Source organism: Clostridium sp. CX1, assembly GCF_025398335.1.
GTDB lineage: Bacteria > Bacillota > Clostridia > Clostridiales > Clostridiaceae > Clostridium_AM > Clostridium_AM tanneri.
Genome location: NZ_JAODOO010000011.1, coordinates 82,279 through 107,097, shown reverse-complemented (window position 1 = coordinate 107,097; position 24,819 = coordinate 82,279). Strand labels below are relative to the sequence as shown.

Sequence of the window (24,819 nt, the reverse complement as noted above, 5' to 3'; positions counted from 1 at the left end):
ATTTAGGAGAAATTAAAATGGAGAATACAGATTTTACTGTTAATTATAGCATAAAAGAAATACAAAAAATCATTCCTCATAGATATCCTTTCTTACTAATAGATAAGGTGACTTATATGGAGCCAGGTAAAAAAGTTACTGCCTATAAAAATGTAACAATGAACGAGTATTTCTTTCAAGGTCATTTTCCTGAAGAACCAGTTATGCCTGGAGTACTTATTATAGAAGCTTTAGCTCAAGCAGGAGCAGTAGCTATTCTAAGTGAGGAAAGATTTAAGGGTAAAATTGCCTTCTTTGGTGGTATAAATAAAGCAAAATTTAGAAAGAAAGTAGTACCTGGTGATACTTTAAGATTAGAAGTAGAGATTATAAAGATTAAAGGACCAGCAGGCATTGGAAATGCAGTGGCTTATGTAGATGACAAGAAGGCTGCTGAGGCAGAAATAATGTTTATGATAGGCGATAAAAACTAAAGTGCTGGGAGTGGAGATTTAAAAGTGTTTAATAAAATATTAATTGCAAATAGAGGGGAAATAGCAGTTAGAATAATAAGAGCCTGCAGAGAAATGGGAATAGAGACTGTAGCAGTTTATTCAGAAGCAGATAAAGATGCCATACATACTCAGATGGCAGATGAAGCTGTCTGTATTGGGCCACCTGCTGCAAAGGATAGCTATTTAAATATACAAAATATAATAAGTGCTACCGTTTTAACAGGGGCACAAGCTATTCATCCTGGATTTGGATTTTTATCTGAGAATAGTAAATTTGCAAAGATGTGTAAGGAATGCAATATAACATTTATAGGACCAGATCCAGAATGTATTGAGAACATGGGAAACAAATCTAATGCAAGAGAAATAATGATTAAAGCAGAAGTGCCTGTTGTTCCTGGATCAAAGGGTGTAATAGAGGATGAAAAGGAACTAATAGCAATTGCTAGACAAATAGGTTACCCTGTAATGATTAAAGCTTCTGCTGGAGGCGGCGGAAGAGGAATAAGAATAGTTAACGAGGAAAGTGAACTTATAAAGTCTTACGAAAATGCCAGAGCTGAAGCAAAGGCTGCCTTTGGTGATGAAACCATATATATGGAGAAATTCATAGAAAATCCAAAGCACGTGGAAATTCAGATATTAGGGGATAGTTTTGGTAATATCGTATATTTAGGAGAAAGAGACTGTTCAATGCAAAGAAGAAATCAGAAGGTTTTAGAAGAGGCTCCATGTCCTATTATGACAGAGGAACTTAGAAAAACTATGGGAGAAACTGCAGTAAGAGCAGCTAAGGCTGTAAATTATAATAATGCAGGGACTATAGAGTTTTTATTAGACAAAAACAATAAGTTTTATTTTATGGAGATGAATACTCGAATCCAGGTAGAGCACCCTATAACTGAAATGATTACAGGAATAGACTTAATAAAAGAGCAAATTAAGATAGCAGCTGGAGAAAAGTTAGATTTTACACAAGAAGATATAGTATTAAATGGTCATTCTATAGAGTGCAGGATAAATGCAGAAGATGTAAACAGAGGTTTTATGCCTTCACCTGGAAAGATAGAAGATTTATACTTACCTGGTGGATTTAATGTAAGAATTGACAGTTCAGTGTATTCTGGATATGTGATACCTCCTTATTATGATTCGATGATAGCAAAGCTTATAGTACATGGAAAAAACAGAGAAGAAGCTATATGTAAAATGAGAAGAGCATTAGGAGAATTTTTAATAGAAGGAGTTCATACTAATATAGATTTTCAATTTGAGCTTATAAATAGTGAAGCGTTTATAAAAGGGAATTATGATACTAAATTTATAGAGAAAAGTTTCAAGATTTCATAGCAAGCTTTCTATGGATTCCTGACTGGAGGTGAGCTAAGTTGTTAAATAAGTTTTTTAAAAAGACAAAATATATTACAGTAAGCCAAGAATCACTTCGAAGAAATGAGGAAGTAGATAAAAAGCCTAGTATTCCAGATGGAATGTGGGTAAAATGTGATGGGTGTGGAGAAGTACTATATAAAAGTGACCTTGAGGACAATAACAGAATATGTAGTAAGTGTAACCATCATTTTAGACTAACTGCTAAAGAGAGAATTAACCTTATAATAGATAAAGATACCTTTGTAGAATTTGATAAAGGCATGAAAACAGCTAATCCTATAGCATTTGAAGGATACGAAGAAAAAATTCAAAAAATGAATAGGAATACAAACATTAATGAAGCTGTGATAACAGGGACAGGAGATATTTTTGGAGAACAGATTGTAATCTGTGTTATGGACAGTTTCTTTATGATGGGAAGTATGGGATCTGTAGTAGGTGAAAAAATTACAAGAGCTGTTGAAAAGTCAATAGAACTAAAGCTTCCTTTAATTATATTTACGACTTCAGGTGGAGCTAGAATGCAAGAAGGAATGTTTTCACTTATGCAGATGGCTAAGGTAAGTGCAGCACTTAGTAAATTGGATAAAGAAGGACTATTATATATTACTGTATTAACAGATCCTACTACTGGTGGTGTTACAGCGAGCTTTGCCATGCTTGGAGATATTATTTTATCAGAACCAAAAGCTTTGATTGGTTTTGCTGGAAAGAGAGTTATAGAGCAGACCATAAGACAAAAGCTGCCAGAGGGCTTCCAAAAGGCAGAATTTTTACTAGAGCATGGATTTATAGATAAGATAGTTTCCAGAAATGATTTAAAGAATACATTAAAGAAAATTCTACTAATTCATAATAGAAGTAGGTATTGATTTATATTGTAAAGAAGGGGAGCTGTTGGTATGGAGAAATTAGAAAAAGTACAGCAAATGATAAGTAAGAAGCTTGACAATAAAACTGCATGGGAAAGATTATCCTTGGCAAGAATGATTGAAAGACCTACAGCACTTGATTATATTGAGAAAATATTTGACTCTTTTATAGAGTTTCATGGAGATAGATATTTTGGAGATGATCCTTCTGTAGTAGGGGGAATTGCCTTATTGAATGGAGATCCTATAACTATAGTAGCACATCAAAAAGGAAGAAATACCACAGAAAACATAAAAAGAAACTTTGGCTCTCCCCATCCAGAAGGTTACAGAAAAGGCTTAAGACTTATGAAACAGGCAGAAAAGTTCAATAGACCTATTTTATGCTTTGTGGATACACCGGGAGCTTTTTGTGGCACAGGTGCAGAAGAAAGAGGACAGGGAGAAGCTATAGCAAAAAACCTTATGGAAATGTCAAGTTTAAAGGTTCCTATTATAACCATAGTAATAGGAGAAGGTGGAAGTGGTGGTGCTTTGGCCTTTGCGGTGGCAGATAAGGTTTGGATGCTTGAGAACTCCATATACTCAATACTATCGCCTGAAGGATTTGCAAGTATACTATGGAAGGATGCCAGCCGTGCCAAGGAAGCTGCAGAAATAATGAAAATAACTGCTGGTGATCTAAAGGAATATGGTATTATAGATAAAGTTCTTAAAGAACCTTCCGGAGGAGCTCATAAGGATTTAGATAAAATGTCTGCAGTTATTAAAGGCGATTTAATAGAGTGCTTTGGAATATTAAAAAAACAGTCACCAGAAGAATTGGTAGAAAAAAGATATAACAAATTTAGAAATATGGGAAAATATATTGAAATATAATAACTGCAAATGAATTTTAACGTTTTTGCTTAAGATATCATTTAAGTTAGATATATCTAGTTTGTTGTAATATATATATTTAAGTGTTAAAATATAACATATAATTAGAGTTTTAAAGTAGCTTTTAATCAAAAGCTGCTTTATATTTTTATCTAAAAATGGGGTGATATATGTGAAAATTAAAGCATTGTTTACGTATGATTACGGAAAAGAAAACATAAAGAAGATTGAACAATTAGGATATGACATAAAAATTATAAATGAAAAAGAAGTTGTATATAGTGATGAACTAAAAGACATAGAAGTTTTAGTATGCTACAATCCCTTCCAAACTCTTGACATAGACAAAATGAAAAGGTTGAAGTGGATTCAGTTATCTAGTGCAGGAATAGATCAGCTTCCCTCAGGTTATACAGGAAAAAGTGATATCATTGTAACTAATAATAGAGGCGGATATAGTATTCCAATGGGAGAATGGATAGTATTAAAAATACTAGAACTATTAAAACATAGCGGTAAGCTTTATGATAATCAAAAAAATAAAGTTTGGAAAATGGATACTAATATTTTAGAACTTTACGGAAAGACTGTAGGGTTTATTGGTACAGGAAGTATTGCAGAAGAAGCTGCTAAAAGGCTAAGCGGATTTGATGTAAATATTATGGGTCTAAATACTAATGGACGGGACAGTAAGTATTTTCATAGATGCTTTCCAGCAAGTAGCATAGATGAAATGTTAGCTTTAAGTGATATTGTAGTAATTACCATTCCCTATACAAAGGAAACCCACCATATGATTAATGAGGATAGACTTAAGAGTATGAGAGAAGGGGTGTATATTGTAAATGTTGCTAGAGGTTCTATAATAGATGAAAAATCCTTAATAAAAAATATACAGAAGGGTAAAGTAGCTGGGGCAGCTCTAGATGTGGTAGAAGAGGAACCGTTAAGTTCCGATAGTCCTCTTTGGGAATTACCTAATGTAATAATTACTCCTCATAATTCATGGATATCTGAATTAAGAAATGATAGAAGGTTTAATTTAATATATAACAATATGGAGAGATATGCTAAGGGGCAGGGTTTAGTTAATCTAGTTAATCTAAATAAGGGATACTAGCAAAATAGTGGAGATGCAGTTACTGTGAAATCTTATAGTAAAGTATAAGTTTTTCACAGTAACTTTTTTATAACTAAAGGATAACTGCTGTTAAATTAGGCTGTTGTAGGGGGAGTAAATACTCTAGATGCAAGCTCTGCATCTAAAGCATAAAGGGCAGCGGCGTCTTCGGAAACTCTCTCAAGTCTTTTAACTATGTTATTGAAGGTAGTTTCTTCTTCTACCTGCTCATCTATGAACCACTTTAATAAGCTTATAGTAGCGTGCTCTCTTTCATCTGTAGCAATATCCATTAGATTATAAACTCTTTTAGTAACGTTCTTTTCATGTTCTAGTCCTTCCTTAAAAGCGTGAAGAATAGATTCAAAGTTATTTTCCGGTGATGGAAGTGCTTCTATTAAAACTCTACCGCCTACCTGATTTAAATAGTTAAAAAATTTCATAGCATGAAAATTTTCTTCCTGAGCTTGAACGTTAAAAAAATTGGCAAAGCCATCTAAATCTTTCGAAGCACAATATGCTTGCATAGCAAGGTAGGCATTTGCAGAGTAAAGCTCATAGTTTATTTGATCATTAATAGCCTTCATTAGGTTTTCACTTAACATCATATTTCCTCCAATTCATTATATAATGATTATTACGTAATATTTCGCATAATGATTATAATTATGCGCATTATGTAGTCCAAATATATTATTTATAATTCATTAAATTAGTATAACTAATTGGCCTTTAAAATATAATTAATTTTTTATTGGATAAACAGTAAAAGCAGCTAATGAATGGTTTCATCAGCTGCCTTTATAAAATTCCTTTATGGCAAGAGCTTGTTTAAATCTAAGATACCTGCACCTTGAATCCACTTAGACATATCTGCTAGGTTACAAGATACTTTCAATAAGGATAATAAGTCTTTAGGAGTTAAATCAGGGTTATTTTCATATAAAAGGGCGCAAACTCCAGCTACATATGCTGCAGAACAAGAAGTACCGCTTATATTTATATAGGGGGTGTCTAGAGAGCTAGGATATATCTTTAATCCATTTTTTTCAGAAATATAATCTGTGTTACTATTTGTAGATAATATGTTAACTGCCGCTGCTGATAAATCTGGTTTGTCTAATTTAGCAAAAGGGCCTGTTGATGAGTATTTGTAAGGTTTTGGTTGTATGTGACTAGTATCTATTCCAGCAACGGTAATACAATTCTCTAGTGTTGCAATCCCTATTATGCTTCCCTCATCATTCCCGTTATGACCTGCAGGAACTACAATAGTCACATTATAGCTTGCTGCTACATCAAATATTTTAGAAAATAAGGAAACAATAAAATAATCACTAGATAACAACTCAAAAGGAAGACATATTACCTTTATATTAAATTCTTCTCTATCATTTATAAGAGTTTCTATTGAATATAAAATATCAGATACATAACCTCTACCTAAACTATTAAAGGCCTTTATAACATATAGGTAACTATTTTCAGCAACGCCCCTATTTACTCCCTTTGAAAGATAACCACTGCCACCTAGGATACCAGCAATAGCAGTTCCATGACCGTTATCATCATAGGGATATCTACACTCACTTAACACATCAGTAAACTTTTTTATTCTGTTTCTAGGATTTAAAAAGTCTGCATGAGGATATACTCCGCTATCTATTAGACCTATGCAAATATTTTTTCCCGTTAGCTTGTATCGCTCTTGAAACATTATGCCATTAGAAGGTAAGACAGATTTTCCACCACATAATACTGCATAAGTATCTAAACTTATATAGTTTACTTGCGGAAACTCTAATACTCTTTCTATAGCAGTAGCAGATAAAACAGCACATATACAGTTTATTATAGGAATAAAGTGTACTACTCTACCTTTATAGCTCTTAATCTTTTTTTCAATGCTTTCCGGTAGGTTTTTACAGTGAATTATGACCCTATAATTTTTATAGTATTTTTTATCTATGGCTACTTTTAAATTAGGATCTAATTTGCTTTTAAAGGAAAACATCTGCCGCTCCTTAAAAATTAATTCCAATATATATTATAATATTAACGTAGAATATATGTGCTATTGGAAAATTAAATTTTATATATTTACAATTACTTCAGGTCAAAATGATCTTTACAGAGATTGAAGAATGCTTTAGCTGTTGGAGTAAGAGTTCTTTTAGAACTAGTAATTAAATAAATATATCTTTTAAGAAAAAGATTTTCTATCTTACTCTCTTTTATAAGACCAAGTGATATGTAATCTCTTAAAACATGTTTCGAAACTACAGATATACCTAGTCCACTTTTTACAAACTGAAAGAGGGTATCTAAATTATTTACCTCAAAATGAACATCTATTTCAGAAGGATCAAAGCCTTCTTTTCTAAGTGCATATTCGAAGGTTTTACGAGTGGCTGAGCCCTCTTCTCTTAAAATAAATTTATAATTTAAAATATCTTCAATATAAACTGAATCTGCAATATTAAGAGCAGGGGAGGAAATTATTACAAGGTCATCCTCTATAAGTTTATAACTTTTTATTTTCTCGTCATTTACCAATTCACCTACAAGTCCTATTTCACAATCAAATTTAATAATGTCTTCAATTATTTCGCCAGAACTTTGCTCAATAACATCAAATGAAACTTCAGGATATGACTTATAGAACTTCTTTATAAGTGAAGGTACTATAGTATTACAAGGTGTAGTGCTGGCAGCTAGCTTAAGCTTACCATTTATAGTTTCATTAAAATTCACAATGTTATAAATGGCTTTATCTCTAGTATTTAGTATATCCAAGGCATATTTTAGAAATGATTCGCCAGCTGGTGTTAAAAGAACTTCTTTAGAAGTTCTATCAAAAAGTTGAACATTCAAATCCTTTTCTAAGCTAGCAATATGAGAGCTTATAGCGGGTTGAGATAGAAAGCAGGAAGTTGCAGCTTTTGAAAAACTTTTAAATTTAGCTACATTAATAAAAGCTTCTATTTGTTTAAAATCCATAAGGTTATCCCCCCAAGTAAATCTATTTAAAATGTTATTTATTAAGTTACAATAAAATTGATCAAATAATAAACATTTACATAACTATTATATATATAGTTTGTTAACTTTAAAAGCAAATATTAAAAGTAATTATATAAAATAAATTAAGGCTAATAAGAGAATCAGCCTTAATTTATTAACACTTATATTTAAATATTAATATACCTATAACCATTATAATAACACCAATAATTTTTGTAGTGCCAAATTTAACTTGAGGACTATCAAAAAGACCAAAAGCATCGATTAGTGCTGCAGCTGTTAGCTGAGCTACTAGTATAATAGCGATAGAACAAGTTGGACCTAAGGATTTAATTCCCTGCATTACAGTGTATATTATTACAGCCCCAAGTACTCCACCTAGCAAGTATAGTTTGTTAGCGTTTTTTATATTCTTAAAATTACCATTACCTAATATAAGCATAATTACTACTGTTACTACTAACCCAATTCCCTGAACAAGTACATTAGTTTCCCAGGTACCTATTTTATCTCCTAATCTAGTGTTAAAAACTCCCTGAAAGCTCATGGCAATTCCAGCAATTATTGAGGATATTATACCAAACATTTTTTTATCACCTTCCCTAATCTAGTTTAACCACAGGGATAGGTTATTATTAAAAAATCCAAATAAAAAACCTATGCTAATCAATGCATAGGGATTTTTTCTTAGGTTAATATCCTTCAACTTGTCGTTTGTGGTTCACATCATTTTTTTTATAATATGCTTCTTCTATTTCACTAGGCATAAAGCTTAACATTTTGCCAAGTGTTATAAAGTCTTCAAAAAGTGTTATATATTGATCCCTAGAAGAACAGGTTACAAAGTCATTTATGTCTATATAGAGATTTAAAAATTGAGATGTTACATCATATTGGATAGGTTCTTTATTATCAAGCTGAACATCCGTGAATCCTTTTTCTAAACCTAACGTCAGGATGAAATGAAGACAATCAACATATTCTTCTAAGATAACTTCCTTATTAGATGGTTTTTTGTCGCTCCAAAATTTAAAACATCTTGTTTCATTAGCGAGTTCAGCAAGTTCTACTTGTAGAGCTAAGATTTTTTTTGAAAGTAATGATTGACCATAGAGATTATGTTTTTCTTTTATGTGTTCATCCAAGTTTTCCTGTAGTTCAAATAGTTTTGATAGATTCATATAGTAAGGCCGCCTTTCTATATCCTTATGGTAGATAAAACTTTATTATAGACGTACTTTTAATAATCAATACATCCTATATATATTTTATCTAAACTTAAGAAATATTGAAATATCGTACAATCGATTACATAAAATTTTTTTAAATTATTAAAAAGTTTTAACTTCTAACAAATATATCCATTAAAATTAAATAAAAAGTCGAAATCCTTCACAATAATTTGTAAAGGATTTCGACCTCTTATTTAATGGGAAATATTAAATGCTTCAATAACTCTAGGGAGCATCCCATTTAAATGAGCTATGGCTATCCCGTAATTAGTTATAGGTATGTTTTGTTCAGAAGCTCTTATAAGTCTTGTCATAAATTGCTTTCTATTAAACATACAAGAACCACAGTGAATTATAAGTTTATAGTCAGATAGGTCCTCAGGAAAATCGACACCAGCGTTAACGACTATATCTAAATCTCCTCCAACTTTATTCTTAAGCCAGTTTGGGATCTTCTCCCTACCTATATCATTTTTTAATGCATGGTGAGTGCATGCTTCTGATATTAATACCTTATCTCCTGGCTTTAGATTATCTATAGCCTTTGCACCTTTTGCTAGTATTTCAAGATCGCCTTTATACCTTGCCATAAGAATGGAGAAAGAAGTTAAAGGAACATCTTTAGGGATTAAATCATTAACTTTTTTAAAAACCTGGGAGTCTGTTACAACTAAATCTGGGTTTCTATTCAATGATTCTAATATATCAACAAGCTCTGTATCCTTAACAGTAAGAGCTAAGGCATCATTATCAAGTACATCTCTAATTACTTGAACCTGTGGTAGTATTAATCTTCCTTTAGGAGCCTGTATATCTTGAGGAGCTACAAGTACTATAAGATCTTTAGGTTTTATTATATCTCCTAGTATAGTTGGCAGCTCAAAATCCATAGGTGCATTAATTTGAATTGATTCTTTTAGTTTTCCTATATTTTTTTTATCTTTAGCACTAACCTTTATAAAAGGAATATCAAAGTATTGATTTAGATAGTCTAAATTTACATCTTCTAAATCTATTTTATTTATAACACCTATGACCGGTATTTCTCTTTCACGAAGTTCTTTAAACCATTCCTGCTCAAGAGATAAGTCATAACAATCAGGGGTGAAAATCAGTAGTGCCAGGTCTGTTTTATCCATAACTTCCTTAGTTTTCTTTACTCTAAGATCTCCAATTTCTCCGGTATCATCTAAGCCAGCGGTATCTATAATAACTACAGGGCCAATAGGTAGAAGCTCCATTGCTTTATACACAGGATCTGTAGTAGTACCAGCAAAGTTTGATACAACAGCTATGTCTTGTCCAGTTAATGCATTTATTAGACTAGACTTGCCAGCATTTCTTCTGCCGAAGATAGAAATATGAAGTCTATTAGCTTTAGGGGTATCTTGCATTTGTTTCCTCTCCTTTAATTACTTTTTTGTTATTGCAGATTTAACATTTACTCCTTCAATCTTTCCAAGTTTACCTGTCATAGCACTTATTTCATCAGAAGTACCATCTACTATTAATGATATAACTGATATACTTTTTTCTTTATAAGGGATGCCCATTCTTCCTACAATGATATGTGCAAAAGAATGCAATATGTCATTAACATTTGGGGCACTTTTAATATCCTCTATTACTATTCCTACTACACCAATTCTTTTATCCATAAATTACCCTCCAAAACAAAAAAACTTTGGCAAAAGGCCAAAGGTGTATTAATATTTCCTTCATCCTTTTTGCTTAGACTACTCCTTGCAATTAGGTTAGGTTACTTATTAAAATTGTATATCCAACATAATAGAAAAATCCATTATATTCGATTTATTATACTAATTATAGTTTATATTATTAATTGCTGTCAAACAAATAATAGGTTGTTATAGTAAAATTAGTGAATTTTTTAATTATTTGATTAATTATGAAAAAAGGTGATATAATGACTTTATATACAAATGGAACAGATTAAATAAGATACAGTTGAAGAATTAAATTTTACTTTATTGGAGGGATATTTACGATGACTGAACTACTTTATCAGAAGGATAGCTACCTAAAGGAATTTGAGGGAGAAATTATTGAAGTAAATCGTGAGGATAAAACTGTGATTCTTGACAAAACAGCCTTTTATCCCACTGGTGGAGGACAGAAAAGTGATACTGGAGTATTGGTTTCTGGAGATAAAAATTTTAAGGTTATTAATGTAAAGAAAAAGGGAGATAAGGTATTACATTACATAGAAGAAGAACTACCAACAGTAGGAATGAAGGTAATTGGCAAAATAAATTGGGATAACCGTTATAAGTTTATGAGAACCCATACAGCCATGCATGCACTTTGTGGAGTAATATGGAATGAATATAAAGGTGTAGTTACTGGTGGAGATATGGAACCACTAAAAGGAAGAATGGATTTTGAATTAGATAATTATAGCTTCGACAAAGCCTTTGTAGAAGATGTAGAAAAAAAGGTTAATGAAGAAATACAAAGAGACAGAGCAGTTAAAGTTAATATACTTCCAAGAGAAGAAGCCTTTAAGATTCCAGATCTAATAAGAACTAAGGTGAATCTGTTACCTGAGGGGATAACTGAAATAAGAACTGTGGAAATAGAAGGACTTGATTTACAGGCAGATGGAGGAACCCATGTAGCATCTACTAAAGACATAGGTAGAATTAAGTTAGTAGACTATAAGAGTAAAGGCAAAAATAATAAAAGAATTTATCTGGAGATAGAGTAGTTTTATTACATTACTCTTATGGTGCAAGTATTCAAATTATAATACCCCTAATATAATTTATATTAGGGGTTAACTATTAATAGTTTTAGAATTCAGCAGAACCAGTAGTTCTTGGGAATGGGATTACGTCTCTTATATTAGACATTCCAGTTAAATACATAAGTATTCTTTCAAATCCAAGACCAAAGCCTGAGTGCTTAGTTTCTCCATATTTTCTTAACTCCAAATACCACCAGTAGTCTTTTTTGTTTAAGCCCATTTCTTCTATTCTCTTCTCAAGTACGTCTAATCTTTCTTCTCTTTGGCTTCCACCTACTATTTCACCAACTCCAGGAACTAGTAAGTCAGCAGCTGCAACAGTTTTTCCATCTTCATTTACTCTCATATAGAAAGCTTTTATGTCTTTAGGATAGTCTGTAACGAATATAGGCTTGTTAAATACCTTTTCAGTCAAGTATCTTTCATGCTCTGTCTGAAGGTCGATTCCCCATTCAACAGGATATTGGAATTCATGACCGGACTTTTGTAATATATCAACTGCTTCTGTATAAGTTATTCTTCCAAAGTCTGAATTTGCCACATTATCTAGTCTTGTAAATAGGCCCTTATCTACAAAGGAATTAAAGAATTCCATCTCTTCAGGAGCATTTTCTCTTACGTATTTTATAATATATTTAACTAAGGCTTCAGCCACATCCATGTAATCCTTTAATTCTGCAAAAGCCATTTCAGGCTCAATCATCCAGAATTCAGCAGCGTGTCTTGCTGTATTAGAATTTTCAGCTCTAAATGTTGGACCAAAGGTATAAACATTTCTAAAAGCAAGAGCAAGAGTTTCAGCAGAAAGCTGACCACTTACAGTAAGGTTAGTTTCTCTTCCAAAGAAGTCCTGTGAAAAATCTATATTTCCTTCTTCTGTCTTTGGAACATTGTGCATGTCTAGTGTAGTTATTCTAAACATTTCACCAGCACCTTCGCAGTCGCTGCCAGTTATTATTGGAGTGTTAACATACACAAATCCATTTTCATTAAAGAATTTATGAACCGCATATGCTGCTAAAGAACGAACTCTAAATACTGCAGAAAAAGTATTACTTCTTGGTCTTAAGTGAGCTATAGTTCTCAAATATTCAAGTGTATGTCTTTTTTTCTGTAGAGGATAATCTGATGATGAAGTTCCTTCAACTGTTAACTTAGTTGCCTTTATTTCAAAAGGTTGTTTTGATTCAGGAGTAAGTACTACTGTACCTTCTACAGCTAATGTAGTGCTTATAGGAAGTCTAGTCATTTCTTTGAAGTTCTCTAAGCTATCCTCAAAAACTATTTGAACATTTTTAAAGAAACTTCCGTCATTTACTTCTATAAAACCAAAAGTTTTAGAGTCTCTTACTGTTCTTACCCAACCTGAAATCTTTACATTCTTATCTGCAAATTTCTCAGTTTCTCTGTAAAGTTGTTTTATTAATGTTAATTCCATTTGTTTTCTACCTCCGACATAAGATTATTTTATGTATAAAATAAAAAAAGCCTTTAATCCTCAAAGGGACGAAAGACTTAAATTTCGCGGTACCACCCAATTTGCCAAAATATGACCAACTTTAATAAACAAGTTTAATAACCTATTTCCCAATTGTAAGGTATTGGACACCTCTAGGCCTACTCTTAAATAATAATTTCGGTTAGAAACTCGGAGATGTTCTTCAATATAGCCTTAGTTATTGGTCTTGCACTATCACCAACTCGCTTTAAACAAGTTCTATACCTACTCTTCTCGTCATTGTTTTTAGGCATTATACTTTTATTTTAAAATTATAATATTTTTAGAATTATATGTCAATAACCTTGTTGATTTATTTACTTTTTAAAATTCTTCTCATGATTAAGGAGCCACTCTTTTCTCCAAAGGCCACCACCATAGCCAATTAAGTTGCCATCAGATCCAATAACTCTGTGACAAGGTATAATTATGCTAATTTTATTGTTATGATTAGCGCCACCTATGGCCCTTACTGATTTTGGATTTCCAATAGTTTTTGCAATGTCTAAGTAAGAACGAGTCTCACCATAAGGTATGTCGAGGAGTTTTTGCCATACCTTTTCCCTAAAAGCTGTTCCTTTAATATCTAGCCTTATTGTAAATTCTTCCCTAATGCCACTGAAATATTCATCCAGTTGGCTAAAACATTCCCTTAAACAATCATGTACTTCAGTATTTTCAAGTTTTTCTTCTATAAACTCTAATGAAGAAATACCTTGATTAGAACCTTTAAGTTCTATAGTACCAATTGGTGAAAGATAATAGGCTGTATATATTTCATTCATAATTTATCACCTGACTAACTTTAGATTTTAACAATAGTTTATAATAAAGAAAATAAAGTTGTCTATATGATTTTGCAAAAAAATAATGTTAATCATTAGTAAGAATGTGATTCTTGGCTTTTTGACGGATATATTATAACTTAAATGTAAAAGCTGAGGCAAAGCCCCAGCTCTTATGTTTGATTATTAATTTTCTTCTTTTGATATAGCAGCTTCTTCAATTACCGCAGCTTTATCAAAAACATTTATATACATTTGTTTAAGTTCACTTATTAATGGGTATCTTGGGTTAGCTCCTGTACATTGATCATCGAAAGCCTGCTCTGACATATCATCTAAACTAGCGTAGAATTTTTCTTCTGTAACTCCAGCAGCTTTGATAGTCATTGGAATATTAATTTTAGCCTTTAATTCATCTATAGCCGCGATTAATAATTCAACTTTTTCATCTTCACTATTTCCACCTAATCCAAGGAAATCAGCAATTCTAGCATATCTACTCTTAGCATTTGGATATTTGTATTGAGGGAATGCAGCTTGCTTTCTTGGGTTGTCTACAGCATTGAATCTGATAACTTCATTTATTAATAATCCGTTAGCAACTCCGTGTGGTATGTGGTGAGCAGCTCCTAATTTGTGTGCCATTGAGTGACATACACCTAAGAATGCATTGGCAAATGCCATACCAGCTATAGTTGAAGCGTGAGCCATTTTCTCCCTTGCTTCTATATTAGTTGTTCCTTCGCTATAAGCTATTGGCAAGTAGTCGAATATTAATTTTATTGCTTCTAGCGCTAAACCATTAGAGAACTCTGAAGCCATTACTGATACATAAGCTTCAAGTGCGTGAGTTAAAGCATCTATACCAGATGCAGCAGTTAAGCCTCTTGGCATACCCATCATTAATTCAGCATCAACGATAGCCATGTCTGGAGTTAACTCGTAGTCAGCTAGTGGATATTTAGCACCTGTTTTTTCGTCAGTTATAACTGCGAAAGGAGTAACCTCTGAACCAGTACCAGCGGATGTTGCTACTGATATCATCATAGCCTTTTCGCCCATCTTAGGGAATGTGTAGACTCTCTTTCTTATATCCATAAATCTCATTGCTAAGTCTTCAAATCTTACTTCTGGATGTTCGTACATTACCCACATGATCTTAGCAGCATCCATAGCAGAACCGCCACCAACTGCTATAATAGTATCTGGGTTGTAGTTTAATAACTCAGCAGCACCTTTTTTAGCTGTTGCTAAAGTTGGATCTGGTTCTACATCTGTAAATATTTTGTAGTCTACTCCGATTTCATCAAGAATTTTTGTAACTTTGTCAACATATCCTAACTCATAAAGAACTTTGTCTGTTACTATAAATGCTTTCTTCTTATTTAAGTCTTTTAATTCTTTTAATGCAACTCCTAAGCTGCCATATTTGAAGTAAACTTTTTCTGGAACTCTAAACCAAAGCATATTTTCTCTCCTCTCAGCTACACTCTTGATGTTCAATAGGTGTTTTGGACCAACGTTTTCTGATACAGAGTTTCCGCCCCATGATCCACAACCAAGTGTTAATGAAGGAGCTAGTTTAAAGTTGTAAAGATCACCGATAGCACCTTGTGCTGAAGGCATGTTTATTATTGTTCTTCCTGTTTTCATTGCAGCACCAAACTTTTCAACCTTATCTTTAGCTGTCATCGTATTAGCATATAATACTGAAGTGTGTCCAAATCCACCTAATTCAACAAGTCTTTCAGCTTTTTTAAGAGCTTCATCAAAATTCTTTGCTCTATACATAGCTAGTACTGGGGATAACTTCTCGTGTGAGAACTCTTCTTCTAATTCAACAGATTCTACTTCTCCGATAAGAACTTTGGCATCTTCAGGAACTTCAACAGCAGCTAGTTGAGCTATTTTGTAAGCTGATTGACCAACAATGTTAGCGTTTAGTGAACCATTTATTAATATTACTTTTCTAACCTTTTCTATTTCATCTTTCTTAAGAAGGTAAGCTCCTCTTTCTTCAAATTCTTTTCTTACTTGGTTGTATACTGAATCTAAAGCTATAACTGATTGCTCAGATGCACATATAACACCGTTATCGAAAGTTTTTGAAAGAAGTATTGAGTTTACAGCCATTTGAATATCCGCAGTTTCATCGATTATAGCTGGAGTATTACCTGCACCAACACCGATTGCTGGTTTGCCAGATGAATAAGCAGCTTTAACCATTCCAGGGCCTCCTGTAGCAAGTGTTATGTCTGCTTCTCTCATTACGATTTGTGAAAGTTCAACGGATGGCTCGTCTATCCATGCAACTATGCCTTCTGGAGCACCAGCTTGTACCGCTGCATCAAGAACTAATTTAGCTGCAGCAATAGTTGATTTTTTTGCTCTAGGGTGAGGTGAGAAGATTATTCCATTTCTAGTTTTTAAGGCTATTAGGGCTTTAAAGATTGCAGTGGAAGTTGGATTAGTTGTTGGAACAACAGCGGCGATAACCCCTATAGGTTCTGCGATTTTTTTCATACCGAAAGCTTGATCTTCATCTATAACTCCGCAAGTTTTCTCATCTTTGTATTTATTGTATATATATTCTGAAGCAAAGTGATTTTTTATAACCTTATCTTCAACTATTCCCATTCCAGTTTCTTCTACGGCCATTTTAGCAAGTCTTATTCTAGCACTGTTAGCTGCCATCGCTGCTTGTCTAAAAATTTCATCTACCTGTTCTTGAGTGTAAGTAGCAAATTGCTTCTGAGCAGCTCTTACCTCTTCTAATCTTTTCATTAATTGATCAACATTAGTTACCTTCATGAACAGCACCTCTTTCATATATTTATAATTAATATTTACGTTATTTTCGTTATGGTAATAAGGTAGGTATTCTGATTATAAAAATTGTCTAAAATATTTTTATCTTTTATGTTTTCTGTACTCAACCTTATGACATTATTATGCATCATAGTTTGTTAAATGTCAATCAATTTTCTAAAATATTTAACTAAATTATGTAAAAAACGTTTTCAAATTGTTTATCTAAGGGCTATAACATAGTTGTATATTTATTTATAACTTTATGCTAGGATGGCTAAAGAGAGACTTTAATAATGATGTTGAAAGTTAAAAAGAACCTATATGTCTGTTGAGTTATGCTAAATAGCGAAAAGGACTGTCTAGTAACTTTCGTATAGTTTTCTAAAAAATATATGGAGCAATCCTGAGCAGGAAACTAATCAATGAAATATTATTGTTAAAAAAATAACTACATATCTACTTTTAGTAGGTTAATAATTTAACAATAATACGCTGATTGGAATAACAAACTAGCTTTAATATACAGATCAATGTTTATTTTATTGCAATGATAAGTGATAAACTTAGTTATTTAAAGCTGTATTAATTTTAATAAAAAAGAATTATAGTTTTATCTTTATGATAAGTAATGCTAAAGCTTATTTAACTTTAAAACTACCGAATGTTATATAAAGTTATTTGCTTTAGAATAGTAATTTTTTGATAATATTAAAAATATCATATAAAGGTAGATTACATGGGGGTGTTATTTTGAATGAAAAAGCTGTTTTGACCGGAAATGAAGCTGTAAGTAGAGGCTTTTGGGAAGCCGGAGGAACCATAGCATCAAGTTATCCCGGATCACCAACGGTTCAAATTTTAGAATCCTTAGGTAATTATAAGGAGATTTTCAGTGAATGGGCTGTAAATGAAAAAGTTGCTTTTGAAATTGCTATGGGTGGAAGTTTTGCAGGAGCAAGAAGTATGGTCTCTATGAAACATGTAGGCATAAACATAGCATCTGATCCTTTTATGACATTTACAGAGGTAAAAACAAAGGGTGGATTTTTATTAGTGGTAGGAGATGACCCAGGGCTTACAAGTTCACAAAATGAACAGGATAGTAGATTCTGGGGTAAGTATGCCAATATACCTGTGATAGAACCTTCAAATCCTCAAGAAGTTAAGGAATATGTTAAAGAGGGTTTAAAAATAAGTGAGGACTTTAATACTCCTGTTTTAATAAAGCTTACTAGCAGGCTTTGTCATTGTAGAGGTATTGTAGAGTTAAATGAAAGACAGGAAAGAGAAATAGAAGGTTTTGTTGAAGATCAGTCAAGATATTGCATGCTGCCTCCTTTTGCTAATAAGCAGCAATACTTTATGAAAGAGAGAATGGAAAAACTTCAAGCATTTAACGATTCTACAACTTTAAATAAGCTGGAAGAAGCAGAAAATTCTCAAGTGCTTATTATTACTAGTGGTATGCCATATGAATGCTTAAAGGAAATAGAGCCAAAGGTTTCTGTACTAAAGCTTGCCATGGTATGGCCAATGCCTATAGATAAGATTAAGGAATTAAGTAAGAACTACAAGAGAGTTATCGTTATAGAAGAACTTATGCCGTTTATGGAAGAAACCTTAAAAAGTAATGGAGTAAAAGCAGAAGGAAAAGAGTATTTCTCCTTTACAGGAGAATTGACAGTAGATAGCATAAGAGAAGGTCTTGAAAAGGCTGGTGTATTATCTAATAGTGGAAAAGATATTCTACCACAAGAGGAGGGAAATATCCCACCACGGACACCTATGTTATGTTCCGGATGTCCTCATAGACCTATATTTCATATATTAAAGATGGCAAAAGCTACCGTAATGGGAGATATAGGCTGTTACTCTTTAGGAATACTAGAACCTTTTGAAGTTCATAAAACCAATATAAGCATGGGTGCTTCTTTGGGAAATGCACTAGGTGTTGCTGCGGCTCAGAGCAAGGCCGGAAAAATAAAGCCTATTGTTGCTACGATTGGAGACGGAACCTTCTTCCACTCTGGAATGACGGGAATTCTTCAATTAGCAAAGACAAAGGAAAATATAACAGTAATAGTTATGGATAACAGGACTACTGCTATGACTGGTGGTCAGGAAACACTTACAACTGGAGACTATTTTAAAGAAAGAGATATTTATAGTGTTAGTATTCCTGAGGTCTTAAAGACCTTTGGTATAAAAGACATAACAGTAGTAGATCAGTTCAAATATAAAGAAACTAAGGAAGCAATACATGCTGCAATGAAAAGAGAAGGCTTATCAATAATAGTCACCACAAGGCCTTGTGCTTTGAATTTTAAGATAAAGCAGCCGCATTTTTATGTAGATGAAAACATCTGTATTAGTTGTAGAAGTTGTATTAGAACAAACTGCCCTCCTATATCTATGAAGCTTTACCCAGGAAAGGATAAAAAGAACTCCTATATTAATCCAGATATGTGTGTAGGTTGTTCTGTTTGTTCTCAGGTCTGTCCTGTAGGAGCAATTAAAAGAAGTTCAGATGAGAATAATTAAGGAGGTAGTAGTATGGATATAACTAATATTCTAATTACCGGTGTTGGCGGACAGGGATTAGTAGTTGCTACAAAAATATTGGCTGAAACCGCATTTAGAGAAGGATATGATGTTAAGACTAGTGATGTTATAGGTCTTTCTCAAAGAGGTGGAATGGTATGGGGAAGTGTTAGATTCGGAAAGAAGGTTTATTCTGCATCAATGCCTAAAGGTCAAGGTGACATAATGGTTGCAATGGAGAGGCTAGAAGGTCTTAGGTGGGTTAAAGAAATGAAAGAAAATGCAAAAATTATAATGAACAATGAAACTACCTATCCTAACAGAGTGTTAATTGAGAAAGAAGAGTATCCAGAAGACATAGAAGAGGTATTAAAGAATAAAAGCTTTGAAGTCATACCTGTAGATGCAAAGGAGTTAGCCAGAAAGTCTGGAAATATAAAAACAGCTAATATAGCACTCTTAGGAGTTCTATCAAAATATCTGCCTTTCAAAGAAGAAAGTTGGGTTCAGGTAATTAAGGAGAATGTACCTAAGAGTACTATAGAAGTAAATATAACTGCATTTGATGCAGCAAGAAAGTAAAGTTTAAAAAGGCATCTTAAAGTAAATAATTACTTTGAGATGCTTTCTTATATAGAAAAGTATAAATTTTAATACTTTCTATTAGCACTGAAAAATTGGTTTTTTGTAATTAAACTAAAGCGATTACTTCTATTTCAACTAAAGCATCCTTTGGAAGTTTAACTTCTACGCAGGATCTTGATGGTAATTGTTTTTGAAAGTACTTAGCATAAACTTCGTTAACAGCAGCAAAGTCAGCCATGTTTTTTACAAATACAGTTGTTTTTATAACTTTTTCAAAGCTTGTACCAGCTTCCTCTAGTATTGCTTTAACATTTTCTAAAGATCTTTCTGTAGCTTTTGTTATGTTTTCTGAAACTAATTCACCAGTTGTAGGATCAAGTGGAATTTGACCGGATGTAAATAAAAGATTTCCCACCTTAATAGCTTGAGAATAAGGTCCTACTGCAGCAGGTGCTTTCGTTGTGCTTATTATTTGTTTTTCCATAATGTAAAAACCTCCTGTAATTTTGATAATTTGTTTTATATATTTAATTTACAAGAATGTTTTAGTAATCTTGTAAATATATTAAGCTAAGTATAAGTGTTAGTATAACTATACACCTTTACCGAAGGTGCAATTTGGAAATGTGCATTCTTCACATCCCATACATAATCCTCCGTGACCATAAGCAGCTAAGTCGCTGTGATTTAGCTTTTCACCTGCCAGTATTCTTGGGAATACTAAGTCAAAAGCAGTTCTTTTAGAGTGAATAGCTCCACCAGGCAAGCCTAACACAGGAATATCTCCGTTGTAAGCTAACAGAAACATAGAACCAGGTAGAATCGGAGTTCCATAACTTATGATTTCTGCTCCTGAGTTTCTTATAGCTGTAGGAGTAACATCATCTGGGTCTACAGACATGCCACCTGTACAGATAACTATTTCAGCACCTTTATCTATCCAATTATTGATGGCAGCTGTAATTTTATCTAGGTTATCAGGTAATATAGTTTGGCCTAATATTTCACAGTTATATTCTTCTGCCTTTTTCGATATAGTTGGTCCAAAGGCATCCTTTATTCTTCCATGGTAAATTTCATTTCCAGTTGTAACTATTCCTATTTTTTTAGGAGTGAAAGGAATAACCTTAACTATCTTTTCTTTAATAGTTTTTTCTGCAATTTTTATCTTTTCTTCCTCTATTAATAAAGGGACTACTCTTGTAACTGCAACCTTTTGCCCCTTCTTAACAGGTAGGTTATTATGAAGTGTAGATAATATAGTTTCACCTAAGGAATTTAATTGGAATAATTGCTGAACATTTACTTTTAGCAATCCATTTTCTGAAGCTATAAATTCTATTTTTCCCTCTTTAACATCACTAAAGCTCAAGCCCTTACCGGCAGTTAAGTTTTTTAATCGCTCAGCAGCATCATTTTCATGCAGCATTCCTTCCTCAGCTTCCCATACATAAATATGATCTTTACCAAGGGATAGTAAGAGTTGAATATCATCCTCTTTTATAACATGACCTTTTTTAAAAGCTACACCTTTTTTTCCACCAGGCACAATTTGTGTAATATCGTGGCATAGCACGAAACCTACAGCGTCCCAAGTGCTTATCTTTTTCATATTTTCATCTCCTGTATCAATTAGCAATTTTATACACTATCTATAGTTTAAGGTTTTTTAAATCTTTTCTGTGATTTAAAGAACCTTTATTTTTAATTAGCATTATTTCTGCTAATATACCGAAAGCTATTTCTTCTGGTGATTCTCCAGAAATATTTAATCCAATAGGGGTATATATCTTTCTTAATTCCTCTTTAGCTATACCTTCAGCAGATAGTTTTTCTGCAACTAGTATAGTTTTTCTAGCACTGCCCATCATTCCTATATATGCAGCACCTCTTCCAATTACTGCTCTAAGAGAATCAATATCAGTTTTATGACCTTTGGAAACAAGAACAATATAGGTATCTTCTGTTATATTGTAATTAGATAAGTTAGAGGCTAAGTCTCCGGCAATAATTTCATCTGCATCTTCAAATCTCTCTTTATTTGCAAATTCCTCTCTGTCATCAAAGATTGCAATATAAAACCCCATTGTTTTAGCTAGCTTAAACAAGTGTTTGCCAGTATGTCCACCACCAACTATTATTAGTCTTGGTTTGGGTTTGAAAACTTTTATAAAACCTTTGGCATCACCGCCGCACTGCATACCTAATTCTCCCTGTTCATTTAATTTGTAGTCAAAGTAAGTATCCTCATTTTTTTTCATACATTCCAGAGCTCTGGCTATAACTACGCTTTCAATTTTTCCACCACCTACAGAACCAAGAATTCTGCAATCTTCCCAGATAGCCATAATAGAGCCTGTTTTTCCAGGAGTGGAACCTACTGCTTGAGTTATAGTAGCTAAAGCTACTTTTTTCCCTTTACGAAGGCTTTCGTAGATTTGTATTAATATTTCCTCTTCCATAATCTATGCACCTCTCATAATTTTTCTCTGCTTGTAAATATAATATTGCTTCTAAAACTCCACCGGCAATAGCTCGGGCTTTATCCGAGATTGTGTAACAATTTTGCAGTTCAGATATTCTTGGATCTATATCAGCTATTTTAAGACCTATAGATACTTTGCTGTGGTCTCTTATAATGCCTCTAAGTAATCCATTCATGGTTGCACGTACCTCGATACCATTCACATAAGCAATAGGTTCACCAGCTTCAACTATATCACCAATTTCTTTAGCATTTTTTATAAGTCCGCTACTAGGGCTATATATAACTCTTTCCTTAGAAAACCCCTTTATTTCTCCAGGTACTCCTGTATTGGCAATGGCTTGTCTTTCAAAGATAAGTCTTCCAAGATTATGTCCACGCATAGTCTCTATAACTATATGGGCATCTTTACCTGCTTCAAAACCAGGTCCAAGAGCTATGGTAATATGGGACATGTCTATTTTGGTGCCTAAGTTTTTTTTAGCTAGTATTGCATCTACTACAACACTAGGCTTTATAGTATCTATATAAGTACCTTGTGGATCAATTACCACTGGTATCTTATTTTCATTCCAAGCATTTTCTATATCTTTTATATCTTTAGCAAAGACAGATGAAGTGTTTTCAACAGTAAATTCACCTTCGTATATACATTCGCTGTAACATACAGATCTTCTTATGGAGGTAGGTGATGGAACTTCAAGAACTAATACCTTAAAACCACTTCTATGGAGCTTTTGTATAGTACCTGAGGCGATGTCACCTCCACCTCTTATGATTACAATATCATTAAGCATATAATATCACCTCTAGATTATAGTAAGGAGAGTTTCGTAATCTTCAGGAGTATCTACATCAAAGAAAAAGTATTTGTCCGTAATATCAACAAAAGCTATTTCGTTTTTATGATTGTTGATGACAGCTCGCCCGCCAATATCACCTTCTAATTTTAATAACTCTTCTTTATATTTATTTGGAAAAATAACAGGGCTGCCTCTTCTATAATTGTATTTTGGTATTATAATTAAATCTTTGTTTTCTTCAAACTTTACTAAGAGCAATTTTATAAGTTCTGCTTGAATTAGAGGTTGGTCACCAGTAAAAAACATGTATCCACTGGAAGTAATGCTGTCTTTTATTCCTAACTTTACTGCTTCACTTTGTCCTTTTTCCGAACTTTTATTGATAATAGTTTTTATGCCTTTTCTTTTGCCTAAATTTAAAACATAGCTATCTTTACATATTAAAACGATATCATTAAAATTACAGCTTAGTACTACATCAATCACATGTTCAATTATAGGTTTATCTCTATAGGGAAGAAGAAGTTTATTTTCTCCCATTCTATTTGAGAAACCAGAAGCTAATATAATTGCGCTAATCACTGCATATCCTCCTAGGATACTTTTTGTAATTTTTATTCAATAAACTTCCTGAAATAATTCTGCTTAAACTAAAATTAGTTTGGGTACGTATCATTTCTAGTAGGTTGTTCGCTAATAATATTTCCTCAGAATTTTCAACCTTATTAATAAAAAGTATTTTCTCACCAAAGGAATTTTTAAATAAACCTTCTGGATGACATATTAGATTGAATAAGTGATTTATGGTTATAGGTTTATTTACATCAGCATTAGTTAGCATTATGAATTTATCTAATCTATGAACGTTAACTTCTTTTGCTAATTTTCCTACTACAGTTATATCTAAAACTCCAATAGTTTTATTTGTTTTAGCGTAAACTACAGGCTCATCTTTTCTCCAAGCTTTTATAGGTTTTTTCTTAGAGCCATCAGCTTCTATTAGTATGTAGTCAAAATACTGATAAATATTATCTAAATATGAAAAGTTAACTCCAATTATCTTATTTTCCTCATTTACACTACTTCCCAATAAGTAAGTTCCTTTAGATTTACTGTTTATATACAACTTATTTTCGTTTTTAGACATATGAGTAAAATCATAAAGTTTTTTATTAGGTATATAAATCTTTGTAGTTGTAGTAACCAAGACTTTATGAGAGTATCTTAACTCTTCGGCTAAAGAAAACATAAGAGTAGTCTTTCCACCAGCACCTACTATAGAAACTATATCACCTTTATTTAAATCTAATAATTTATTTAATTTCATAAATTACCTGCCTTTAGTGATAAGAATGTTTTATCTTACTATATAAAGGTATAAGCAAAAAGCATTCCAAATAACCTTAATTTATAATAAATGCTACTCATAAAGCTTGAAGAATAAGAAAAAGTCTGTGTTTTAGAAAAAAATATATATCAAGGTTTAAGCTAAAGGCATGTTAATAATTTTAATTTAAGAATAAAATCATTA

At 32.6% G+C, this 24,819-nt stretch carries 24 protein-coding genes and 1 other annotated feature; of the genes, 8 read left to right on the top strand and 16 right to left on the bottom strand.

Going from position 1 to position 24,819, the window contains the following annotated elements:
• The first annotated feature begins 17 nt into the window (after positions 1–17).
• The 5 genes from fabZ to N4T77_RS13225 all read left to right on the top strand — a co-directional run bounded on the left by fabZ (position 18) and on the right by N4T77_RS13225 (position 4,757).
• On the top strand, positions 18–473 hold the full coding sequence (gene fabZ / locus N4T77_RS13245; RefSeq protein WP_261672285.1) for a 3-hydroxyacyl-ACP dehydratase FabZ: 456 nt from the start codon (positions 18–20) through the stop codon (positions 471–473).
• Positions 474–497: 24 nt separating this feature from the next.
• On the top strand, positions 498–1,844 hold the full coding sequence (locus N4T77_RS13240; protein ID WP_261672284.1) for an acetyl-CoA carboxylase biotin carboxylase subunit: 1,347 nt from the start codon (positions 498–500) through the stop codon (positions 1,842–1,844).
• Positions 1,845–1,882: 38 nt separating this feature from the next.
• The gene (gene accD / locus N4T77_RS13235; protein ID WP_261672283.1) at positions 1,883–2,758 is read left to right on the top strand and encodes an acetyl-CoA carboxylase, carboxyltransferase subunit beta; all 876 of its coding nucleotides are present in this window, start codon (positions 1,883–1,885) and stop codon (positions 2,756–2,758) included.
• 30 nt (positions 2,759–2,788) lie between these two features.
• Positions 2,789–3,637, top strand: coding sequence for an acetyl-CoA carboxylase carboxyltransferase subunit alpha (locus tag N4T77_RS13230; RefSeq protein ID WP_261672282.1), 849 nt, complete (start codon positions 2,789–2,791; stop codon positions 3,635–3,637).
• Between the two features lie 172 nt (positions 3,638–3,809).
• Complete coding sequence (locus N4T77_RS13225; protein WP_261672281.1) at positions 3,810–4,757, top strand: phosphoglycerate dehydrogenase; 948 nt, start codon at positions 3,810–3,812, stop codon at positions 4,755–4,757.
• Positions 4,758–4,852: 95 nt separating this feature from the next.
• On the opposite strand, the gene N4T77_RS13220 is transcribed toward N4T77_RS13225, so the two are convergent.
• The 7 genes from N4T77_RS13220 to N4T77_RS13190 all read right to left on the bottom strand — a co-directional run bounded on the left by N4T77_RS13220 (position 4,853) and on the right by N4T77_RS13190 (position 10,671).
• Entirely contained in the window at positions 4,853–5,362 is a 510-nt protein-coding gene (locus N4T77_RS13220; RefSeq protein WP_261672280.1) for a ferritin, read from the bottom strand.
• A 209-nt stretch (positions 5,363–5,571) separates the two neighbouring features.
• The gene (locus tag N4T77_RS13215; RefSeq protein WP_261672279.1) at positions 5,572–6,771 is read right to left on the bottom strand and encodes a S8 family serine peptidase; all 1,200 of its coding nucleotides are present in this window, start codon (positions 6,769–6,771) and stop codon (positions 5,572–5,574) included.
• Positions 6,772–6,863: 92 nt separating this feature from the next.
• Positions 6,864–7,757 carry a selenium metabolism-associated LysR family transcriptional regulator gene (locus N4T77_RS13210; RefSeq protein ID WP_261672278.1) on the bottom strand — a complete coding sequence of 298 codons (894 nt, stop codon included), beginning with the start codon at positions 7,755–7,757 and terminating at the stop codon, positions 6,864–6,866.
• Positions 7,758–7,935: 178 nt separating this feature from the next.
• Positions 7,936–8,367: a DMT family transporter gene (locus N4T77_RS13205; protein WP_261672277.1), complete on the bottom strand. Its 432-nt coding sequence runs from the start codon at positions 8,365–8,367 to the stop codon at positions 7,936–7,938.
• 106 nt (positions 8,368–8,473) lie between these two features.
• Complete coding sequence (locus N4T77_RS13200; protein WP_261672275.1) at positions 8,474–8,962, bottom strand: dUTP diphosphatase; 489 nt, start codon at positions 8,960–8,962, stop codon at positions 8,474–8,476.
• 245 nt (positions 8,963–9,207) lie between these two features.
• Entirely contained in the window at positions 9,208–10,407 is a 1,200-nt protein-coding gene (gene hydF / locus N4T77_RS13195) for a [FeFe] hydrogenase H-cluster maturation GTPase HydF (RefSeq protein WP_261672274.1), read from the bottom strand.
• 18 nt (positions 10,408–10,425) lie between these two features.
• A complete protein-coding gene (locus N4T77_RS13190; RefSeq protein ID WP_261672273.1) occupies positions 10,426–10,671 on the bottom strand; it encodes a TM1266 family iron-only hydrogenase system putative regulator in 246 nt (81 codons plus the stop codon).
• Between the two features lie 350 nt (positions 10,672–11,021).
• On the opposite strand from N4T77_RS13190, the gene N4T77_RS13185 reads away from it, so the two are divergent.
• On the top strand, positions 11,022–11,741 hold the full coding sequence (locus N4T77_RS13185) for an alanyl-tRNA editing protein (protein ID WP_261672272.1): 720 nt from the start codon (positions 11,022–11,024) through the stop codon (positions 11,739–11,741).
• A gap of 85 nt (positions 11,742–11,826) precedes the next feature.
• Here the strand turns inward: N4T77_RS13185 and asnS are convergent, their stop codons facing one another.
• From asnS to adhE, 3 genes are all read right to left on the bottom strand, one after another.
• Positions 11,827–13,218, bottom strand: coding sequence for an asparagine--tRNA ligase (gene asnS / locus N4T77_RS13180; RefSeq protein WP_261672271.1), 1,392 nt, complete (start codon positions 13,216–13,218; stop codon positions 11,827–11,829).
• 61 nt (positions 13,219–13,279) lie between these two features.
• Positions 13,280–13,528: a binding site (T-box leader), on the bottom strand.
• A gap of 67 nt (positions 13,529–13,595) precedes the next feature.
• Positions 13,596–14,063: a methylated-DNA--[protein]-cysteine S-methyltransferase gene (locus N4T77_RS13175; protein WP_261672270.1), complete on the bottom strand. Its 468-nt coding sequence runs from the start codon at positions 14,061–14,063 to the stop codon at positions 13,596–13,598.
• Between the two features lie 186 nt (positions 14,064–14,249).
• A complete protein-coding gene (gene adhE / locus N4T77_RS13170; RefSeq protein WP_261672269.1) occupies positions 14,250–16,874 on the bottom strand; it encodes a bifunctional acetaldehyde-CoA/alcohol dehydrogenase in 2,625 nt (874 codons plus the stop codon).
• Between the two features lie 750 nt (positions 16,875–17,624).
• On the opposite strand from adhE, the gene N4T77_RS13165 reads away from it, so the two are divergent.
• Both N4T77_RS13165 and N4T77_RS13160 read left to right on the top strand, forming a co-directional pair.
• Entirely contained in the window at positions 17,625–19,415 is a 1,791-nt protein-coding gene (locus tag N4T77_RS13165) for an indolepyruvate ferredoxin oxidoreductase subunit alpha (RefSeq protein ID WP_261672268.1), read from the top strand.
• Positions 19,416–19,427: 12 nt separating this feature from the next.
• On the top strand, positions 19,428–19,997 hold the full coding sequence (locus tag N4T77_RS13160) for an indolepyruvate oxidoreductase subunit beta (RefSeq protein WP_261672267.1): 570 nt from the start codon (positions 19,428–19,430) through the stop codon (positions 19,995–19,997).
• Between the two features lie 109 nt (positions 19,998–20,106).
• Here the strand turns inward: N4T77_RS13160 and N4T77_RS13155 are convergent, their stop codons facing one another.
• From N4T77_RS13155 to yqeC, 6 genes are all read right to left on the bottom strand, one after another.
• Entirely contained in the window at positions 20,107–20,484 is a 378-nt protein-coding gene (locus N4T77_RS13155) for a RidA family protein (protein ID WP_261672266.1), read from the bottom strand.
• 108 nt (positions 20,485–20,592) lie between these two features.
• Positions 20,593–21,612, bottom strand: a complete 1,020-nt coding sequence (locus N4T77_RS13150; RefSeq protein ID WP_261672265.1) for a molybdopterin-binding protein — start codon at positions 21,610–21,612, stop codon at positions 20,593–20,595.
• Positions 21,613–21,652: 40 nt separating this feature from the next.
• Entirely contained in the window at positions 21,653–22,462 is an 810-nt protein-coding gene (locus N4T77_RS13145; RefSeq protein WP_261672264.1) for an XdhC family protein, read from the bottom strand.
• Positions 22,419–23,282, bottom strand: a complete 864-nt coding sequence (yqeB, locus tag N4T77_RS13140; RefSeq protein ID WP_261672263.1) for a selenium-dependent molybdenum cofactor biosynthesis protein YqeB — start codon at positions 23,280–23,282, stop codon at positions 22,419–22,421. The genes N4T77_RS13145 and yqeB overlap by 44 nt, the downstream gene beginning before the upstream one ends.
• Positions 23,283–23,294: 12 nt before the next feature.
• Positions 23,295–23,870 carry a molybdenum cofactor cytidylyltransferase gene (gene mocA, locus N4T77_RS13135; RefSeq protein ID WP_261672262.1) on the bottom strand — a complete coding sequence of 192 codons (576 nt, stop codon included), beginning with the start codon at positions 23,868–23,870 and terminating at the stop codon, positions 23,295–23,297.
• Complete coding sequence (gene yqeC / locus N4T77_RS13130) at positions 23,863–24,615, bottom strand: selenium cofactor biosynthesis protein YqeC (RefSeq protein ID WP_261672261.1); 753 nt, start codon at positions 24,613–24,615, stop codon at positions 23,863–23,865. Before yqeC ends, mocA begins: the two co-directional genes overlap by 8 nt.
• Positions 24,616–24,819 lie beyond the last annotated feature (204 nt).

Bases quoted from the DNA above. Each gene is read 5' to 3' on its own strand.
- fabZ (WP_261672285.1), top strand. From the start codon at position 18: ATGGAGAATACAGATTTTACTGTTAATTATAGCATAAAAGAAATACAA.
- N4T77_RS13230 (WP_261672282.1), top strand. From the start codon at position 2,789: ATGGAGAAATTAGAAAAAGTACAGCAAATGATAAGTAAGAAGCTTGAC.
- N4T77_RS13220 (WP_261672280.1), bottom strand. From the start codon at position 5,362: ATGTTAAGTGAAAACCTAATGAAGGCTATTAATGATCAAATAAACTAT.
- N4T77_RS13215 (WP_261672279.1), bottom strand. From the start codon at position 6,771: ATGTTTTCCTTTAAAAGCAAATTAGATCCTAATTTAAAAGTAGCCATA.
- N4T77_RS13210 (WP_261672278.1), bottom strand. From the start codon at position 7,757: ATGGATTTTAAACAAATAGAAGCTTTTATTAATGTAGCTAAATTTAAA.
- N4T77_RS13205 (WP_261672277.1), bottom strand. From the start codon at position 8,367: ATGTTTGGTATAATATCCTCAATAATTGCTGGAATTGCCATGAGCTTT.
- N4T77_RS13200 (WP_261672275.1), bottom strand. From the start codon at position 8,962: ATGAATCTATCAAAACTATTTGAACTACAGGAAAACTTGGATGAACAC.
- hydF (WP_261672274.1), bottom strand. From the start codon at position 10,407: ATGCAAGATACCCCTAAAGCTAATAGACTTCATATTTCTATCTTCGGC.
- N4T77_RS13190 (WP_261672273.1), bottom strand. From the start codon at position 10,671: ATGGATAAAAGAATTGGTGTAGTAGGAATAGTAATAGAGGATATTAAA.
- N4T77_RS13185 (WP_261672272.1), top strand. From the start codon at position 11,022: ATGACTGAACTACTTTATCAGAAGGATAGCTACCTAAAGGAATTTGAG.
- asnS (WP_261672271.1), bottom strand. From the start codon at position 13,218: ATGGAATTAACATTAATAAAACAACTTTACAGAGAAACTGAGAAATTT.
- N4T77_RS13175 (WP_261672270.1), bottom strand. From the start codon at position 14,063: ATGAATGAAATATATACAGCCTATTATCTTTCACCAATTGGTACTATA.
- adhE (WP_261672269.1), bottom strand. From the start codon at position 16,874: ATGAAGGTAACTAATGTTGATCAATTAATGAAAAGATTAGAAGAGGTA.
- N4T77_RS13160 (WP_261672267.1), top strand. From the start codon at position 19,428: ATGGATATAACTAATATTCTAATTACCGGTGTTGGCGGACAGGGATTA.
- N4T77_RS13155 (WP_261672266.1), bottom strand. From the start codon at position 20,484: ATGGAAAAACAAATAATAAGCACAACGAAAGCACCTGCTGCAGTAGGA.
- N4T77_RS13150 (WP_261672265.1), bottom strand. From the start codon at position 21,612: ATGAAAAAGATAAGCACTTGGGACGCTGTAGGTTTCGTGCTATGCCAC.
- N4T77_RS13145 (WP_261672264.1), bottom strand. From the start codon at position 22,462: ATGGAAGAGGAAATATTAATACAAATCTACGAAAGCCTTCGTAAAGGG.
- yqeB (WP_261672263.1), bottom strand. From the start codon at position 23,282: ATGCTTAATGATATTGTAATCATAAGAGGTGGAGGTGACATCGCCTCA.
- yqeC (WP_261672261.1), bottom strand. From the start codon at position 24,615: ATGAAATTAAATAAATTATTAGATTTAAATAAAGGTGATATAGTTTCT.